At 71.0% G+C, this 16,281-nt stretch carries 13 protein-coding genes; 10 read left to right on the plus strand and 3 right to left on the minus strand.

From position 1 onward, the window contains the following. Positions 1–93 precede the first annotated feature (93 nt). Genes ACFS27_RS07305 through ACFS27_RS07315 form a run of 3 tightly spaced genes read left to right on the plus strand, consistent with a single transcriptional unit; the run spans position 94 to position 2,265 of the window. The gene (locus ACFS27_RS07305; RefSeq protein WP_377181455.1) at positions 94–969 is read left to right on the plus strand and encodes an alpha/beta fold hydrolase; all 876 of its coding nucleotides are present in this window, start codon (positions 94–96) and stop codon (positions 967–969) included. Continuing rightward, on the plus strand, positions 962–1,582 hold the full coding sequence (locus ACFS27_RS07310; RefSeq protein WP_377181457.1) for a TetR/AcrR family transcriptional regulator: 621 nt from the start codon (positions 962–964) through the stop codon (positions 1,580–1,582). The genes ACFS27_RS07305 and ACFS27_RS07310 overlap by 8 nt, the downstream gene beginning before the upstream one ends. Beyond that, entirely contained in the window at positions 1,579–2,265 is a 687-nt protein-coding gene (locus tag ACFS27_RS07315) for a hypothetical protein (protein WP_377181459.1), read from the plus strand. The genes ACFS27_RS07310 and ACFS27_RS07315 overlap by 4 nt, the downstream gene beginning before the upstream one ends. Positions 2,266–2,357: 92 nt before the next feature. Here ACFS27_RS07315 and ACFS27_RS07320 read toward each other — a convergent pair whose 3' ends face one another. Beyond that, a complete protein-coding gene (locus tag ACFS27_RS07320; RefSeq protein WP_377181461.1) occupies positions 2,358–3,263 on the minus strand; it encodes a Bax inhibitor-1/YccA family protein in 906 nt (301 codons plus the stop codon). Positions 3,264–3,482: 219 nt separating this feature from the next. Between ACFS27_RS07320 and ACFS27_RS07325 the strand changes: the two genes are divergently transcribed. From ACFS27_RS07325 to ACFS27_RS07335, 3 genes are all read left to right on the plus strand, one after another. After that, complete coding sequence (locus ACFS27_RS07325; RefSeq protein ID WP_377181463.1) at positions 3,483–4,436, plus strand: ABC transporter ATP-binding protein; 954 nt, start codon at positions 3,483–3,485, stop codon at positions 4,434–4,436. Then, the gene (locus ACFS27_RS07330; protein WP_377181465.1) at positions 4,433–5,320 is read left to right on the plus strand and encodes an ABC transporter permease; all 888 of its coding nucleotides are present in this window, start codon (positions 4,433–4,435) and stop codon (positions 5,318–5,320) included. The genes ACFS27_RS07325 and ACFS27_RS07330 overlap by 4 nt, the downstream gene beginning before the upstream one ends. A gap of 168 nt (positions 5,321–5,488) precedes the next feature. Continuing rightward, entirely contained in the window at positions 5,489–7,540 is a 2,052-nt protein-coding gene (locus tag ACFS27_RS07335; RefSeq protein ID WP_377181467.1) for a catalase, read from the plus strand. Between the two features lie 28 nt (positions 7,541–7,568). Here ACFS27_RS07335 and ACFS27_RS07340 read toward each other — a convergent pair whose 3' ends face one another. Next, positions 7,569–11,285: an efflux RND transporter permease subunit gene (locus ACFS27_RS07340; protein ID WP_377181469.1), complete on the minus strand. Its 3,717-nt coding sequence runs from the start codon at positions 11,283–11,285 to the stop codon at positions 7,569–7,571. A gap of 309 nt (positions 11,286–11,594) precedes the next feature. Here ACFS27_RS07340 and ACFS27_RS07345 point away from each other — a divergent pair, with 309 nt between their 5' ends. The 3 genes from ACFS27_RS07345 to ACFS27_RS07355 all read left to right on the plus strand — a co-directional run bounded on the left by ACFS27_RS07345 (position 11,595) and on the right by ACFS27_RS07355 (position 13,324). Further along, entirely contained in the window at positions 11,595–11,810 is a 216-nt protein-coding gene (locus ACFS27_RS07345) for a hypothetical protein (RefSeq protein ID WP_377181471.1), read from the plus strand. Positions 11,811–11,925: 115 nt separating this feature from the next. Continuing rightward, a complete protein-coding gene (locus ACFS27_RS07350; protein ID WP_377181473.1) occupies positions 11,926–12,630 on the plus strand; it encodes an ArsR/SmtB family transcription factor in 705 nt (234 codons plus the stop codon). Between the two features lie 91 nt (positions 12,631–12,721). Then, the gene (locus ACFS27_RS07355) at positions 12,722–13,324 is read left to right on the plus strand and encodes a ClpP family protease (RefSeq protein WP_377181475.1); all 603 of its coding nucleotides are present in this window, start codon (positions 12,722–12,724) and stop codon (positions 13,322–13,324) included. Between the two features lie 51 nt (positions 13,325–13,375). Here the strand turns inward: ACFS27_RS07355 and ACFS27_RS07360 are convergent, their stop codons facing one another. Beyond that, on the minus strand, positions 13,376–13,870 hold the full coding sequence (locus ACFS27_RS07360; protein WP_377181477.1) for a helix-turn-helix domain-containing protein: 495 nt from the start codon (positions 13,868–13,870) through the stop codon (positions 13,376–13,378). Positions 13,871–14,024: 154 nt separating this feature from the next. Here ACFS27_RS07360 and ACFS27_RS07365 point away from each other — a divergent pair, with 154 nt between their 5' ends. Further along, on the plus strand, positions 14,025–16,265 hold the full coding sequence (locus ACFS27_RS07365) for an excinuclease ABC subunit UvrA (protein WP_377181479.1): 2,241 nt from the start codon (positions 14,025–14,027) through the stop codon (positions 16,263–16,265). Positions 16,266–16,281 lie beyond the last annotated feature (16 nt).

Below are 16,281 nucleotides of genomic sequence, written 5' to 3' on the forward strand. Positions count from 1 at the left end.
CCTATAACGGACGGGTAGTCGCAACGGTCGCGCCCACAACCAGGTTTGCCGGGGGCCTTGCACCCTCTGGCTAATAGGCGTAGCTTTACGGCTATGACAGCCAGCCAGAGTGGTTCGCTCACCTTCCTTCACCGGCCCGACGGCAACATCGCCTACAGCGACACGGGTTCGGGCCCACTCGTCGTCGCCGTCCCCGGCATGGGTGACCTCCGGTCCACCTACGACGACGTCGTGCCGGCCCTCGCCGACGCCGGCTACCGCGTGGTCGTCACCGACCTGCGCGGCCACGGGGACTCGGACACCACGTTCCGCACGCACGGCGACGACGTGACCGGCGCCGACCTCCTCGCACTCGTCGAGCACCTCGACGCCGGGCCGGCGGTGCTGCTCGGCAGCTCGATGGGCGCCTCCGCTGCCGTCTGGGCCGCCGCGGAGCGGCGCGACCTCGTACGCGGCCTGGTCCTGCTCAGCCCCTACCTGCGCCAGCCCGGGTCCCCGGCCGTGCAGCGGGCCATGCGGGTCGTCTACCGGGTGGTGCTCGCCCGGCCATGGGGCGCCGCGTTCTGGGGCTTCTTCTACTCCACGATCACCAAGGGGCGTCGCTCGCCCCGGCACGCCGAGCACGTCGCCGCCGTGCGGGACACGCTGCGCGAGCCTGGCCGGCTGCGCTCCTTCCGCGACCTCGCCGTGGCTCTCGACCACTCGGTCGTCGAGGCCAGGCTGCCCGAGGTCCAGGCCCCGGCGCTCGCCGTCGTCGGCGCGCTCGACCCCGACTTCTCCGATCCGGCGGCCGAGCTCGCCTGGGTGGCCGACACGATCGGCGCCCGCGGCGTGCTCGTCCCCGAGGTGGGCCACTACCCGCAGCACCAGGCGCCCGACGTCGTCGTGCCCGCCGTGCTCGAGTTCCTCGCCGGGCTGCCCGCGCTGCCGGGCGCCGGACAGGCCGAGGACGGTGGTCGGCGTGCCTAGGGCGGGCCTGTCGCCGGACGCGGTGGTGCGCCTGGCCCTCGAGGTCGTCGACGCGGGCGGGCCGAGCGGTTTCACCGACCTCACGCTCGCCAAGGTCGCCGCACGGGCCGGCGTCGCGGCCCCGAGCCTCTACAAGCACGTCGGCTCGCTGGCCGAGCTCCGCCGCGAGGTCACGGTGATCGCGATCCAGGAGCTCACGGCCGCCGGCACCTCGGCGACCGTCGGCAGAGCCGGGGCCGACGCGCTCCACGCGCTGGCCGACGCCTGGCGCCGCTACGCCCACGCGCACCCGGGCCGGTATGCCGCCACGCAGATCGGGGCCGACCCGGACGACCCTGCCGCCGCCCTGCACCGTGCAGCCGGCGAGGAGAGCGTCCGGACGGTCGTCTCGGTGCTCCACGGCTTCGGTCTCCCGGACGAGCGGGTGATCGACGCCGTCCGCGCGGTCCGCGCCGGCGTGCACGGCTTCGTGACCCTCGAGCTCGGCGCCGGCTTCCGTATGCGGGAGGACGTCGACCAGAGCTTCACCGTGCTGGTCGACATGCTCGTCGCGGGAGTCGCAGCGCTCGCCTCGCCCGATACCGCCCAGGCCACCACCGGGAGCCACCGATGACCGCCGTCCGCTGGACCCCTGCCGCCTTCGTCGCCGCAGGCCTTGCCTTCCTGCTCTTCCCGCTGCTGCGGCCGTGGCCCGACGAGTCCGTCGCCACGGCAGGCCTCGCCGGGGCCTTCGCGTCCGACCGCTGGGTGCTGGCGCACCTGTGCGGGATCCTCGGCCTCGCCCTCCTCGCGCCTGCGCTGCTCGGCCTGCGGGCGATCCTCGCCCAGGCCGGTACCGCCGGTGACGGCGCGAGCGCGGGAGCGGTTGCAGGACGCAGGGCAGGGGTCGGCGCGACGACCTGGGCGCTGATCACCGCGTGGGTCGGCGCCGGGTGCGCGGCGCTCTACTTCGGCGCCGAGATCTTCGGCCTCCGCACCATCGCGGAGGCCGCCCTGCGGGAGGACGACCTCGGCCTGCTCGCCGACGTCGAGGTGCTGCGCATGCAGCCGGGCGCCGTCGCCCTGTTCGGCGTCGGGCTGCTCCTGCTCGCCGTGTCCGGGGTGCTGGTCGCCGTCGCTCTGTGGCGAGCGGGCGGGCGCCCGAGGTGGGCGGGGGTGCCGCTCGCGGTCGGCCTCGTGCTCCTGCTCCCCCAGTTCTTCGGTGGCCCAGGGCTGCGGATCACGCACGGGTTGCTCGTCGCGGCGGGCTGCCTCCTGGTCGCGGCGGCGGCGCGGGCGCGGGCGGGCCGCGCGTAGTCGCCCGCCGCGCACGACGACGGCCCGGTCACCTTCCGTCGGGAAGGTGCCGGGCCGTCGTCCGTACGGCGCTGGGTCAGTCGCCGGCCGGGTCAGTCGCCACTGAAGAGCGTCTGCACGATCGTCAGCAGCCGCAGCAGCTCGATGTACAGCCAGATCAGCGTCACCAGCAGGCCGAAGGCCGCCGCCCACGCCATCTTGGCGGGGGCCCCGCCCTCGACACCACGCTTGATGGAGTCGAAGTCGAGGATCAGCATCATGGCGGCCAGACCAACGGCCACGATGCCAACGACGACGCCGAGCCAGCCGGACCGCATGCCCCAGCCGTCCAGCACGCCGAACATCACCAGGCCGAAGTTGACCAGTGAGAACACGGCGTAGCCGGCCACCGCGATGAGCAGCCAGCGCGTGAACTTGGGCGTGACCCGCACCCGGCCGCTCTTGAAGAGGAACAGCGCGGCCGCGAAGGTCGCGATGGTGCCGAGCACCGCCTGCACCACCACGCCGGGGGCCATGGACTCCATGAGCAGCGAGATGCCACCCACAAAAGCACCCTCGAAGATCGTGTAGGCCACGATCAGCGCAGGGCTCGGGTTCTTCTTGAAGCTGTTCACGAGGCCCAGGACGAGGCCGCCGAGCGCGCCGACGATCATCGCGACGGGCACCATGGGCGCCGGAACCAGCGTCCACGTCGCCGCGGCCACCACGACCAGGAGGGCGAGCAGCCCGCCTGCCTTGATGATCACGTCGTCATAGGTCATCCGCCGGGTGTCCGCCGTGGTGGCGGACGGCGACTGGTACATCGCGTCGAGTTCCGACGCGTCCATCGGCCGCTGACCTGCGGCGCCGTACTGACCGTACTGGCCAGGCTGCGGCGCAGTGCCGTATGCGGGAGTCTGGTTGGGGTAGGTGGCGGTGCCGCCGCGGCGTGCGCCTGCTGCACCGGTGCGACGGGGCTCACCGAAGACGTCGCTTCTCGAAAAGACGGGGTTGCTCATCTGCTCCTCCTGGTCTGTCTGACCATCCTAGGGAACGCTGGGGAGCTCTCAGGAGTTCCCGGGTCATACCTTGGGATGAACTCGGTCCGTCCAAGGGATGATCCAGGCCGGTTATGCGTGCGGCGGTGCCATCCGCTGCCTAGTCTCGTAGTGACCAGTCTTGTCATGAACGCCAGTGACCGCAGAAGCCATCCCGCATGCCAGATGGAAGGGCAAGCAATGATCGAGGCCAGAGGCCTGACGAAGAGGTACGGCGCGAAGACGGCCGTTGACGGTGTCACGTTCACCGTGCAGCCGGGCCAGGTGACGGGCTTCCTTGGCCCGAACGGCGCCGGCAAGTCGACGACCATGCGGATGATCGTCGGACTGGACCGGCCGACCGCCGGGACGGTCACCGTCAACGGCAAGCCGTACGCCGCCCACCGCCGTCCGCTCGCGGAGGTGGGCGCGCTGCTCGACGCGAAGGCCGTGCACACCGGCCGCACCGCACGCAACCACCTGCTCGCCATGGCAGCCACCCACGGCATCCCGACCAAGCGCGTCGACGAGGTGATCGAGCTCACAGGACTGCGCCCCGTCGCGAGCAAGCGCGTGGGCGGTTTCTCGCTCGGCATGGGGCAGCGCCTCGGCATCGCCGCGGCCCTGCTCGGTGACCCGCGCACGCTCATCCTCGACGAGCCCGTCAACGGGCTCGACCCGGAGGGTGTGCTCTGGGTCCGCAACATCGCGAAGTTCCTCGCGTCCGAGGGCCGCACGGTCTTCCTGTCCAGCCACCTGATGAGCGAGGTCGCCCTGACGGCCGACCACGTGCTCGTCATCGGCAAGGGCCGCATCCTCGCCGACGCCCCGGTCTCGGAGATCCTCGACGGCGCCGAGCGCAAGCTCGTGCGGGTCCGGTCGCCGCAGGCCACGGAGCTCGCCGAGCTCCTCAAGGGCCAGAACGCCCAGGTGGACGACGTCGAGCCCGGCCTGCTGGAGGTCCGCGGCAGCAACGCGGCCGCCGTCGGCGAGCTCGCAGCCTCCTCGAAGATCGTGCTGCACGAGCTCACGCCCGTCGCGTCGACGCTCGAAGAGGCCTACATGTCGCTGACCGCCGATTCGGTCGAGTACCAGTCCGAGGACATCGCGGCCCACGCGGGCACGCAGTCCGATCTCGAGGGGAGCAAGGCATGAGCGCGACGGTCACGGCTCCGGCGGGCGGACCGGCGTCGGGCACGACGGTGGGGCAGACACCGGTGCAGAACGTCACCTTCATCCGGGTGCTGCGCTCGGAGTGGATCAAGCTGTGGTCGCTGCGCTCGACGTGGTGGACGCTCGGTTCGACCGTCGTGGTGATGGTCGGGTTCGCTCTGATGATGGCGCTCATCGTCCAGCTCGTCGGGAACGAGATGGAAGGTGCTTCACCCGAGGACCAGGCCGCAGCGGGCGGGATGCTCGGCGGCACGATGGTCGTGAGCGCGGGCTTCGAGATGGCGGCCCTCGTGGTCGCGGTGCTTGGCGCCCTCATGATCACCGGCGAGTACTCCACGGGGATGATCCGGTCGACGTTCGCGGCTGTTCCCGGGCGCCTCTCGGCGTTCTTCGGCAAGGCAGTGGTGCTCGCGCTCGTGACGGCGGTCCTGATCGCCGTGTCGCTCGCGCTGAGCTGGCTCGTCACCTACCCGATCCTGGACGCCAACAACGCCACGGTGGACTTCGGTGACGGCGCCCAGGTGCGGTCACTGTTCGGCACCGTGCTCTACGTGACGCTCGTTGCGCTGTTCGCGCTGGGACTCGGCGCCCTGCTGCGGCACACGGCGGGTGCGATCTTCACGGTGGTGGCGATCTTCCTCGTGATCCCGACGATCGTTCAGATCGCCACGTTCGCCGCCGCCCAGCTGGAGTGGGTGGGCACGGTGAACAAGCTCCTGCCGAGCGTGGCAGGAACGCAGATCACCCCGAACGCCGGCGCGTTCGCCGACGTGCTGGAGCCGTGGGTGGGTATCAGCGTCCTGGCCGGCTACACGGTGCTGGTCCTGGTCGGCGCGGCCACGCGCCTCAAGACTCAGGACGCGTAGCACAACCTGCGACTGGGCCCCGTTGCCCGCATCGACGTCCTCAGGGACGCGGTGCGGGCAGCGGGGCCCTGGCCGTTCCGGTCGCAGGCTACGTCTCGCTGCGCCATCGTGGTTTGCGGACCTGAAGAAGCCGGGCCTCGATCCTGAACCCGATCGGAGGGACGAACCATGGCGCGCGACAGGAACCCCGTCAACCATGTCACCGAGCTGCACGCCCAGGAGGGCGACCGACTGACGACGGCTCAGGGTGCCGGTGTGGACGACACCGACCACTCCCTGACCGCCGGGCCCCGCGGCCCCGTGCTGCTCGAGGACCACCACCTGCGCGAGAAGATCACGCACTTCGACCACGAACGCATACCGGAGCGCGTGGTCCATGCCCGCGGCACCGGTGCGCACGGCGTCTTCCGGGCGTACGGCAACGCGGCGTCCGTGACCAAGGCCGCTTTCCTCGCCACCACGGACGAGGAGACCGAGGTCTTCGTCCGGTTCTCCACGGTGCTCGGCTCCCGCGGCTCCGCCGACACGGTGCGTGACGTGCGCGGCTTCGCCACCAAGTTCCACACCAGGGAGGGCACCTTCGACCTGGTGGGCAACAACTTCCCGGTCTTCTTCATCCAGGACGCCGTCAAGTTCCCCGACATCATCCACGCGGGCAAGCCGGAGCCGGACCGCGAGATCCCGCAGGCGCAGACCGCGCACGACACGTTCTGGGACTTCATCGGCTCCCACACCGAGTCCACGCACATGGCGATGTGGGCGATGTCGGACCGCGGCATCCCGCGCAGCTACCGCACCATGGAGGGCTTCGGCGTCCACACGTTCCGGATGGAGGCGGCCGACGGGACGACCTCGCTCGTGAAGTTCCACTGGAAGCCCGCCCTGGGGATCCACTCCCAGGTGTGGGAGGAGGCCCAGATCACGCAGGGAGCCGACCCGGACTTCCACCGCCGGGACCTCTACGACGCCATAGCGGCGGGCGCGTTCCCGCAGTGGGAGCTGGGGCTGCAGATCATGCCCGACACCGTCGACGAGACGTTCGAGGGCATCGACCTGCTGGACCCCACCAAGATCGTGCCGGAGGAGATCTGCCCCGTGCAGGCGGTCGGGCTCCTCACGCTCACCGAGGCTCCGGAGAACTTCTTCGCCGAGACCGAGCAGGTGGCGTTCCACGTCGATCACGTGGTGCCGGGCATCCAGGTCACGAACGACCCGCTCATGCAGGGCCGGCTGTTCTCCTACCTGGACACCCAGCTCACCCGGCTCGGCGGTCCCAACTTCGCGCAGCTTCCGGTGAACCGCCCTCGGGCGGCGGTGAACGACATGTTCCGGGACGGGATGCACCAGCAGGCGGTGCACTCGGGCGTCGTGGCCTACAAGCCGAACCAGATCGACGACGACCTGCCCCGCACCTCGCCGGACGGCGACGACGCCTTCGTCACGATCCCGACGCCGGTGTCGGGCGAGAAGGGACGCCACCACCCGGTGTCGTTCACCGACCACTTCAGCCAGGCCCGCCTGTTCTGGCTGTCACTGACGCCGGTCGAGCAGGCGCACGAGGTCGAGGCGTTCACGTTCGAGCTCGGCAAGTGCCTGCGCCAGGAGGTCAAGGAGGGTGTGCTCGCGTCGCTGGCGCGCGTGGACACCGACCTCGTCGCACGGGTCGCGGCAGGCCTCGGGCTGCCGGTCCCCGACGGAGAGGTGCCGGACGGCGTCGTCGCGTCTCCCGCCCTGTCCCAGATACCGGCCGAGCCCGGTCGGGTGGACGGCAGGGTGGTGGGCGTCCTGGTGGCAGAGGGAGGTGATCTCTCGCCGGTCGCCGACCTCCGGACCGCCTACGCCGACGAGCACGTGGTGGTCCGCGTCATATCGGCCCACGGCGGGGAGGTCTCGGGTGCCTCGGGCGAGACGGAGACGGTAGAGCGCACGCTGCTCACCACCCGCTCCGTGGAGTACGACGCCGTCGTGGTCGCCCCGGGCGTCATCGGCAGCGCCGTGGCGGCGGAGCCGCGCACCGCCGTCCTGCTCCTGGAGGCGTTCCGGCACGGGAAGCCCGTCGTGGCCCTCGGCGACGGCGTCGGGCTGCTCACCTCCGTCGGCGTCGACACCTCCGCTCCGGATGTGCTGGCCTGCGACAGCGTGCGGGACTGCGTGCAGCCCCTGCGTGACGCGCTCGGGATGCACCGTTCCTGGGAGCGGCTGGCGATGCTCGCCGGCTGAGCCGGGAGCTGCGCGGCGACTGCCGCGGTCAGTCGAGCGGGTCCGACGGGTGAGGCCAGGCAGGAGGCGGCGGCCGCTGATACTCCGGCTGCGGGGTGGGCCCGGGCTCCGGCTGCCACCGGCGCGGTGGCGCCTGCTCGGGCACGCGCTGCTGGGGCACGCGCTGCGGGGGTTGCGCGTACTCGTGCTGCGGCGGCACTGCGTATCGCGGGGGCGCGGGCTGCTGTGGCACCACGCGTTCGGGCGGCGTGTGCTGCGGCGGCACGCCATGGTGCGGGGCGGGGTACGGCGGCGCGGCATGCGGCGGCGTCTGCGGCGGCACTGCGTGCGGCGGCGTCTGCGGCGGCACTGCGTACGGCGGCGCTGCATGCTGCGGCGTGTGCTGCGGTGTCTGGGCCGGTGTCGGCCGGCTGTGCCGGGCCGGCGCCCTCCGCTGCGCCGCGGCCTGCCGCCCGACGGTCTGGAAGGCGCCCGTCGCCACGCTGGGGAAGGCTCCCGTCAGGGGCCGGCGCGCGGTACGCCCGGCCGCGTCGTCGGCGGCGCGGCGCCGCTCCGCCCGGCGCTCGAAGATCGTGTAGATCACGGGCACCACGTACAGGGTGAGCAGGGTCGATGACACCAGTCCCCCGATCACCACCAGCGCGAGCGGCTGCGAGATGAACGCCCCGCCACCGGTCAGGCCGACGCCCATGGGCGCAAGGGCGAAGACGGTGGCCAGGGCGGTCATGACGATGGGCCGCAGCCGTTTCCGGGCGCCCTCCCGCACGGCCTCGTCGAGGTCCATGCCGTCCTGGCGGTACTGGTTGATCAGATCGATGAGCACGATCGCGTTGGACACCACGATGCCGACCAGCAGCAGCGTGCCGATCAGCGCGGGCACGCCGAGCGGGGTGTTCGTCGCGACCAGCGCGATCAGGGCGCCGACGGCGGCGAACGGCACCGACACGAGCAGGATGAAGGGCTGTGCCAGGCTGCGGAACGCGGCCACCATGACGATGAAGACGAGGGCGACGGCGGCAAGGAGCGCCATGCCGAGGTCGCGGAAGGCCTCGGCCTGGTCGGCGGCCGCGCCGCCCACCGACACCGTCGCGCCGGCCGGCAGGTCGGTCGACCCGATCTCGGCGTTCACCGCATCGGTCACCGCGCCGAGGTCGTCCCCTGCCGGCGTCACCGACACGGTGGCGGACCGGTCGCCGTCGATCCGGCTGATCGACGTCGGAGTTCCGGCGACCTTGACGTTCGCGACGTCGCCCAGCGGCACGGCACCGGCCGCCGTCGGGACAGGGATCTCCTTGATCTCCCTCATCGTGCTCGGCACCGTGCCCGCAGCGAGCGTCACCCCGACCGGTCCGTCGGCGGTGTGCAGCTCGCCCATCTCCTGGGACCCGGTCATCGCGGCGGACGCGATCCCGGTGACCTGGGTCTCGGTGAGCCCGTACTCCGCTGCGGTCCTGCGGTCGACGGTCACCTCGACGATCTCCTGCGCCGCGGCCAGGTCGTTGCTGACCTCTGCGACACCGTCCAGCGCGCTCATCGCGTCCTGGAGCTGGCTCGTGGCCTCGGTCAGCGTCGCGTCGTCGCGCGCACGGACGACGAGGTCGATGGCGGACGTACCGACGGAGTCACCGGCGGAGACGGAGACCTCCGTAGCGGGCTTCTCGGTCAGCCCGCCGACGGCGGCGCGGATGTCCGCGGCGGCGCCCGCGCCGTCGGCGTCCTCGTCGAGCGTCACGGCGAACGTCGCCTTGAGCCCCGCGCTCGCGCCGCCGAACGCAGCCATCGACATGTCGCCGCCGCTACCGACGGTGGCCTGCACGCTGTCGACGGCGCCGACGTCCGCCAGGGCGGCCTCCACCCGCTTCGCCGCCTCGTCCTGCCCTGTGAGCGACGTGCCGGGCGCGTAGTGCTGCGTCACGGTCACGGTGTCCTGGCCGCTGTCCCCGAGAAAGCTGGTCTCCATGTTCGGGACCAGGGCGGACGTGCCGCCAAGGATCGCGACGGCGATCCCGATGGTCACGACGGGCCGCGCGAGCGCACCGTTCAGCGACGGAACGTAGATCCGCTGCCAGACGCCGCGGCTCTCCTTCTCCTCGGCCGCCGCGCGGGCGAGCGCGGCGCCGCGGCCGATCGTCCGGGGCGGGCGGATGAACCAGTACGCCAGCACCGGCACGATGGTCAGCGCGACGACGAGGGAGGCAAGCATCGCGATGGACACGGTGAGGGCGAACGGCCGGAACAGCTCGCCCACCACGCCGCCCACGAACGCGATCGGCAGGAACACGGCGACGGTACAGATCGTGGAGGCGGCGATGGCCCCGCCCACCTCGCGCACGGCGGCGAGGATCGCCTCGGTCTTCTCCTCCCCGTACGACATGTGCCGCTTGATGTTCTCGATCACCACGATCGCGTCGTCGACGACGCGTCCGATCGAGATGGTGAGCGCACCCAGCGTCAGGATGTTCAGCGTGTAGCCGCCCGCCTGCATGGCGATGAAGGTCACCGCGAGGGACAGCGGGATGGAGATCGCGGAGACCAGCGTGGAGCGCATCGACATCAGGAAGACGAGGATCACGAGCACCGCGAACAGCAGACCGAGGCCGCCCTCCGTGGCCAGGCCGTGGATCGACTCCTCGACGAACGGGGCCTGGTCGAACACGACCGCCGTGTTGACTCCCCGCTCGGCCAGCGTGTCCGCTACCTCTGGCTCGGCCAGTGCCTCCTCGATCGCGTGCGACACCTCGACGGTGTTGGCCTCCGGCGTCTTCGTCATGGCCAGGCCGAGGGATGCCGAGCCGTCGAGGCGGGAGTATGACGTCGCCTCGACCGGCTCGAGCCCTACGGTCGCGACGTCGCCGACCAGCGCCGGACCGTCCGGGGTGGGCGTGGACGGCGTGGTCCGGGTGGTGGGGTCGGCGGGCAGGGCTCCGGCCGCCGCACCTGCGTCCGGGACTGCTGCGTCGCCCTGCTCCGCGTCACCGGCCGCGGCGCCGGGGCCACCGGCACCGCCCGGGAGCACTGGCAGCTGCTCGAGCTGGTCGACCATGTCGACGGGCTTGCCGAGCTGGACGGACCAGGCACGCCCGCCCTCCGTGATCTCACCGGCCGGCATGACCACACCGTTGTCCTGCAGCACCGTGGTCAGGTCGTCCGTCGTGAGGCCTGCCGCGGCGAGCTGGTCCTGGTCGGGCACGATCCGGACCTCGGTCTCGCGCTCGCCGGTGACCGATACCGCACGGACGCCGTCGACGTCCTCCAGCGCAGGTACCACCACGCTCTCGACGGTGTCCGCGAGGGCGTTGGCGCTCTCGTCGCCCGACACGGCCATCTGGACCACCGGCACGTCGTCGACGGAGCCGGTCGTGACCTGCGGGCTGACATCCTCGGGCAGGATCTGCTGGACACCGGCCACGGCGGTCTGGAGCCGTTGGGTCGCGACTTCCATGTCCGTGCCGTAGGTGAACTCGACGGTCGTCAGCGAGACGCCGGTGGACGCCGTCGACCGGACCGACGCGATCCCGTCGATCGAGGCGACCGCCTCCTCGATCACGTCGGTGACCTGTTCCTCCACGATCTCGGGCGACGAACCCTGGTACTGCGCGCTCACGATGCCTGTCGGAAGCTGCAGGGACGGGATCAGCTCCTGCTTGAGGGAGGTCATGCTCAGCACCCCGAACACCGCTGTCGCGACCGTCACCAGCGCCACGACGGCTCGGTTCGCGAGGGACAGCCGGGCGAGACGGAACACGAAGACTCCACGGTGCGGACGAGGATCGGGCATACGGCGCGCCGCCGCCGTCGTAGCCGGGTTGGGATCAACGGGGTGAAACTGACCGAAGTCACAGAGTAGGGCAGTATCCTGCACCCCCTGCAAGCCCAGGTGAGGCCTCCGGGGCCCGGGAAGTCCTGCCCGAGCACGCCCCCGAGCGGCACCGAGGTGGGCAGAATCAACCCAAGAACTGTTTGCAAACATATCCTTGCAAAGATGTGTTGGCATGCGTAGGGTGAGGGCATCAGCCGGCCCGCGAACCACCACACCAGAGCCAGGAGAACCGCGATGAGCACCTACGCACCCGCCGTCCGCACCGCCCTCCCGCAGCCCATCGGGGTCCCCTTCGTGGCCGCATCGACCCGGCGCCCTCGGCCCGCCGAGCCGCGCCCCGACGACCGTGCGGCGCAGCGCCGTGAGATCGAGCGTGCCGACCGACAGCGCGCCCAGGCAGAGCGCGTGCGCGACAACCTGGCGGCGCGGCACCCCCTCTCCCTGCGCTGACGCCGTGCTGCGCCGTGCCGCGCCGTGCTGATCGGGCGGGCTTCCGGGCTGGCCGGGCGGGCTGCTCACGGTGACGATCCGGTCTGGTCGACGCCGAGTGGGTAACGTCCTGCCTATGGCGACAGCACGCAAGGACTCACCGGGCAGGCCCGCGGACCGGGCCGCCGGCGCACCGTCGGGGCCCGCGGCACCGCGCGCCGTGCCGGACCCGTCCGGGTCACCCGGTGCGGGCCGACCTGCCGAGCTCGACCCTGCCGCGCTGCGCACCCTCGCCCATCCGCTGCGCATCCGCATCCTCGACCTGCTGCCGATCCGCGGGCCGCTCACCGCCAGCAAGCTCGGCGAGATCGTCGGCGAGTCCAGCGGTTCGACGAGCTACCACCTCCGCCAGCTCGCCAAGCACGGGCTGGTCCGCGAGGTGGAGGGCAAGGGCACGGCCCGCGAGCGCTGGTGGGAACGCACTCCCGGCGGATTCAGCATCTCCAGCGCGGGAAAGAGCTCCCCCGCGGGTCGGCAGACCGCCGAAGCCGTCAACATGGAGTTCCTCCGCCTCCGCAACGAACGAGTGGCAGCCTTCACCCGTGCGGGACAGGAGGTGGACGAAGAGACCCTGGAGTCGTGGCTGGGGGCCGCCACGTTCGTCACCGTCAACAAGTGGGCCACCCGCGAGCAGATGACGGCGATCGTCGAGGCGTGGGATCGCTTCTCGGCGGAGTACCTGGAGCCGCTGAGCCGGCAGGAGGGTGAGCCCGGAGTCATGCCGTTCGAGGTCCATTTCGATGTGTTCCCCACGGTCGACTCGGAGGGGAACCCGCTCTGAGGTGCGTCTGAGCGGCGTGGTCTGCCGTGAGCAGATCTGCGGCGGGCAGAGAGCACTATCCCGTCGGCCGACGCGGGGCAAAGGTGGTGACATGACCGAGACAAGCCACAACCAGCCCTTCGACGACCATCTCGCGACGCGTCTGCTGCACCAGCGGATCGTGCTGGTCGGCACCGAGATCGACGACACCGTCGCCAACCGCGTGACCTCTCAGCTCCTCCTGCTCTCCGCCGAGGACTCGGGTGCTGACATCAGCCTCTACATCAACTCCCCCGGCGGCTCCATCAGCGCCGGGCTCGCCGTCTACGACACGATGAAGCTCCTGCCGAACGCGGTCTCGACCGTCGCCGTCGGGTTCGCGGGCAGCATGGGGCAGTTCCTGCTCGCTGCGGGCACCAAGGGCAAGCGGTACGCACTGCCGCACGCGCGGATCATGATGCACCAGCCGTCGGGTGGGGTCAGCGGCACGACGTCCGACGTGGTCATCCAGGCCGAGAACATCCGCCACGTCAAGGATCTGATGATCCGCCTGCAGTCCGAGCACACCGGCCAGCCCGTCGACACGGTCGCCGCCGACTCGGAACGCGACCGCTGGTTCACTGCCGAGCAGGCACTGGCGTACGGCATGGTCGACAAGATCGTGGACCAGGTGAACGACGTCCGCCCCGGTGGAAAGCGGCGCGCCGGGCTCTGATCACGCTGCTATCTGGCCCTCGCCGTCAGCTGACGCAGGCTGCCAGCCGGCTCAGGCTGCCAGGAGAACGACCTCGCCCCGTTGCCCGTTTCCCGAGCTTCCGGTCGGTGCCGCGGGCTCCGGCTGGAGCGGGTGCCGGGACGACGAGAAGCCTGCCGCTCGGCGACCAGCCGACGACAGCACGCGCACCCTACGGTTCTCCTCCTGCGCCGCCAGCGCGAGAGCCAGCTCTGCCCATGCCCGCTCCACCAGGTCGACCAGGCGCATGCCGAGCGCCTCGCACACTGCGGCGAGCACCTCGGAGGATGCCTCCTTGCGCCCACGCTCGATCTCGGAGAGGTAGGCCGTGGAGACCCGCGCGTCCGTGGCGACGTCGGCCAGCGTGCGGCGCTGCTCGCGGCGAGTGGTCCGCAGGATGCCGCCCACCAGGTCCCGTAGCAGCGGTTCGCGGGTGTGTTCGAGCGTGCCGGGTCTGGCCCCGGGCCCGCCCCCGTTCGTGGTGCCGAGCCCAGCAGTACGTGCGGTACCTGTTGAGATCAATGCCATCTGCCCACTCCCGCCGTTGGTACCCGTCACGCTACCCAACCCCACTGACACTCCGGGTCGTTCCGCCGTCTGCTCCTGGCGTAACGCCGGGAGCTCGGACGGGGTGCGTGTCAGTGGCTCCTGGCACCATTGGACCACCGACCAGGAAGGGACAGTGGTGTTCGGATCTATCGAGGTGCGCGGGGCTCGTGAGAACAACCTGCAGGGAGTTTCGATCGACATCCCCAAGCGGGAGCTCACCGTGTTCACGGGAGTTTCCGGGTCGGGCAAGAGCTCCCTCGTGTTCGGCACCGTCGCGGCGGAGTCGCGGCGCCTGATCGACGAGACGTACCCGGCATTCCTCCAGGGCTTCATGCCGTCCCGCCCGCGCCCCGACGTCGACACCCTCTCGAACCTGTCGGCGGCCATCGTCGTGGACCAGGAGCCGATGGGCGCCAACGCCCGCTCGACGGTCGGCACCGCCACGGACGCCTACACGATGCTGCGCGTCATCTGGTCGCGGCTCGGCCAGCCGCACATCGGCGGTTCCAACCTGTTCTCCTTCAACGACCCGCAGGGCATGTGCGGCGGCTGCGAGGGTCTCGGCCGCGTCTCCGCCATCGACACGGAAGCCCTCGTGGACCGCAGCAGGTCGCTGGCCGGTGGCGCCATCACGTTCCCCAACTTCGGCGTCGGCTCCTGGTACTGGAAGGTCTACGCAGACTCCGGCCTGTTCGACGTCGACAAGCCGCTGGCGGACTACACCGACACCGAGTGGCACGACCTGATGTACGGCGCCGAGCGAAAGATCGTCTCGGGCGGCATCAACGTCACCTACGAGTCGTTGGTCCCCAAGATCACGCGCCTCTATCTGGTCAAGGACGTCGACTCGATGAAGGGGGCGATGCGGGCAGCGGTCGACCGGCTCGCCACGTTCACGGCGTGCCCTGCCTGCGGCGGGACACGGCTCAACGACCGAGCACGCTCGTCGCTGGTCAAGGGCAAGCACATCGGCGAGGCCGCCGCCATGCAGCTCACGGACCTGGCCGAGCTGGTGCGCGACCTCGCCGACCCGCACGTCCAGCCCATCCTCGACGGCCTCAACGACCTGCTCGCCACGTTCGAGCAGATCGGGCTGGGGTATCTGTCCCTGGACCGGGAGTCGTCGTCGCTGTCGGGCGGTGAGGCACAGCGCACCAAGATGGTGCGGCACATGGGTTCGGCCCTGACGGACATGACCTACGTGTTCGACGAACCGACCATCGGCCTGCACCCCCACGACGTGCGGCAGATGAACGCACTGCTCCGGCGGCTGCGGGACAAGGGCAACACGGTGCTCGTCGTCGAGCACAAGCCCGAGGTCATGGCCGCGGCCGACCACCTCGTCGACATGGGTCCAGGGGCCGGCACGCACGGTGGCACCGTGGTCTACCAGGGTGACCTCGCCGGCTTGCGCACCTCAGGGACCGCGACGGGCAAGCACCTGGACCAGGCGGTCACGCTCAAGAGCACGCCCCGTACCCCGACGGGAGTGCTCCGGATCGAGCACGCGAACCTGCACAACCTCCGGGACGTCTCGGTCGAGATCCCGCTCGGGGTGCTCGTCGCGGTGACCGGAGTAGCAGGGTCGGGCAAGAGCTCGCTCATCCACGGCTGCCTGCCGCGGGACGGCGTGACGTTCGTCGACCAGTCGGCGATCCGCGGGTCGCGGCGCTCCAACCCCGCCACCTACACGGGGATCCTCGAGCCGATCCGCAAGCAGTACGCCCGCGCGAACGGCGTCAGGCCTGCGCTGTTCAGCGCCAACTCGGCCGGCGCCTGTCCGGAGTGCAAGGGCGTCGGTCTCATCTACACCGACCTCGCCTTCATGGCCGGCGTCGCGAGCCCGTGCGAAGCGTGCGGCGGCAAGCGGTTCACCGACGAGGTGCTGACCTACACGCTGCGCGGCAAGAACATCGCCGACGTGCTTGCCATGTCCGTCGAGGAGGCCATGGGCTTCTTCACGGAGAAGACGGTGCTGCCGATGCTGACCCGGCTGTTCGACGTCGGACTGCACTACATCTCGCTCGGACAGCACCTCAACACCCTGTCCGGCGGCGAGCGACAGCGGCTCAAGCTCGCGATCGAGATGGGCGGCGACACCCCGGCGTTCGTGCTCGACGAGCCCACCGCGGGTCTGCACATGCAGGACGTCGACAACCTCGCCGGCCTGCTCGACCGGCTCGTCGACTCGGGCCGGTCGGTCATCGTCGTGGAGCACAACCTGTCGGTCGTCGCCCGCGCCGACTGGGTGATCGACATGGGGCCCGGTGGCGGGCACGACGGCGGCCGTGTCGTCTTCGAGGGCACCCCCGCCGACCTTGCGCGTGAGGAGCGGTCACTGACGGGCCGCCACCTCGCTGAGCTGGTCGCCTGATCGTGTGCCGCGTCCG

The sequence above is a fragment of the Promicromonospora vindobonensis genome (assembly GCF_042685865.1).
Classification (GTDB): Bacteria; Actinomycetota; Actinomycetes; order Actinomycetales; family Cellulomonadaceae; genus Promicromonospora; species Promicromonospora vindobonensis.

What these genes read in the sequence shown, in the direction of transcription:
- ACFS27_RS07305 (WP_377181455.1), top strand. Translation starts at nt 94, where the DNA reads ATGACAGCCAGCCAGAGTGGTTCGCTCACCTTCCTTCACCGGCCCGAC.
- ACFS27_RS07315 (WP_377181459.1), top strand. Translation starts at nt 1,579, where the DNA reads ATGACCGCCGTCCGCTGGACCCCTGCCGCCTTCGTCGCCGCAGGCCTT.
- ACFS27_RS07320 (WP_377181461.1), bottom strand. Translation starts at nt 3,263, where the DNA reads ATGAGCAACCCCGTCTTTTCGAGAAGCGACGTCTTCGGTGAGCCCCGT.
- ACFS27_RS07325 (WP_377181463.1), top strand. Translation starts at nt 3,483, where the DNA reads ATGATCGAGGCCAGAGGCCTGACGAAGAGGTACGGCGCGAAGACGGCC.
- ACFS27_RS07330 (WP_377181465.1), top strand. Translation starts at nt 4,433, where the DNA reads ATGAGCGCGACGGTCACGGCTCCGGCGGGCGGACCGGCGTCGGGCACG.
- ACFS27_RS07335 (WP_377181467.1), top strand. Translation starts at nt 5,489, where the DNA reads ATGGCGCGCGACAGGAACCCCGTCAACCATGTCACCGAGCTGCACGCC.
- ACFS27_RS07345 (WP_377181471.1), top strand. Translation starts at nt 11,595, where the DNA reads ATGAGCACCTACGCACCCGCCGTCCGCACCGCCCTCCCGCAGCCCATC.
- ACFS27_RS07350 (WP_377181473.1), top strand. Translation starts at nt 11,926, where the DNA reads ATGGCGACAGCACGCAAGGACTCACCGGGCAGGCCCGCGGACCGGGCC.
- ACFS27_RS07355 (WP_377181475.1), top strand. Translation starts at nt 12,722, where the DNA reads ATGACCGAGACAAGCCACAACCAGCCCTTCGACGACCATCTCGCGACG.
- ACFS27_RS07360 (WP_377181477.1), bottom strand. Translation starts at nt 13,870, where the DNA reads ATGGCATTGATCTCAACAGGTACCGCACGTACTGCTGGGCTCGGCACC.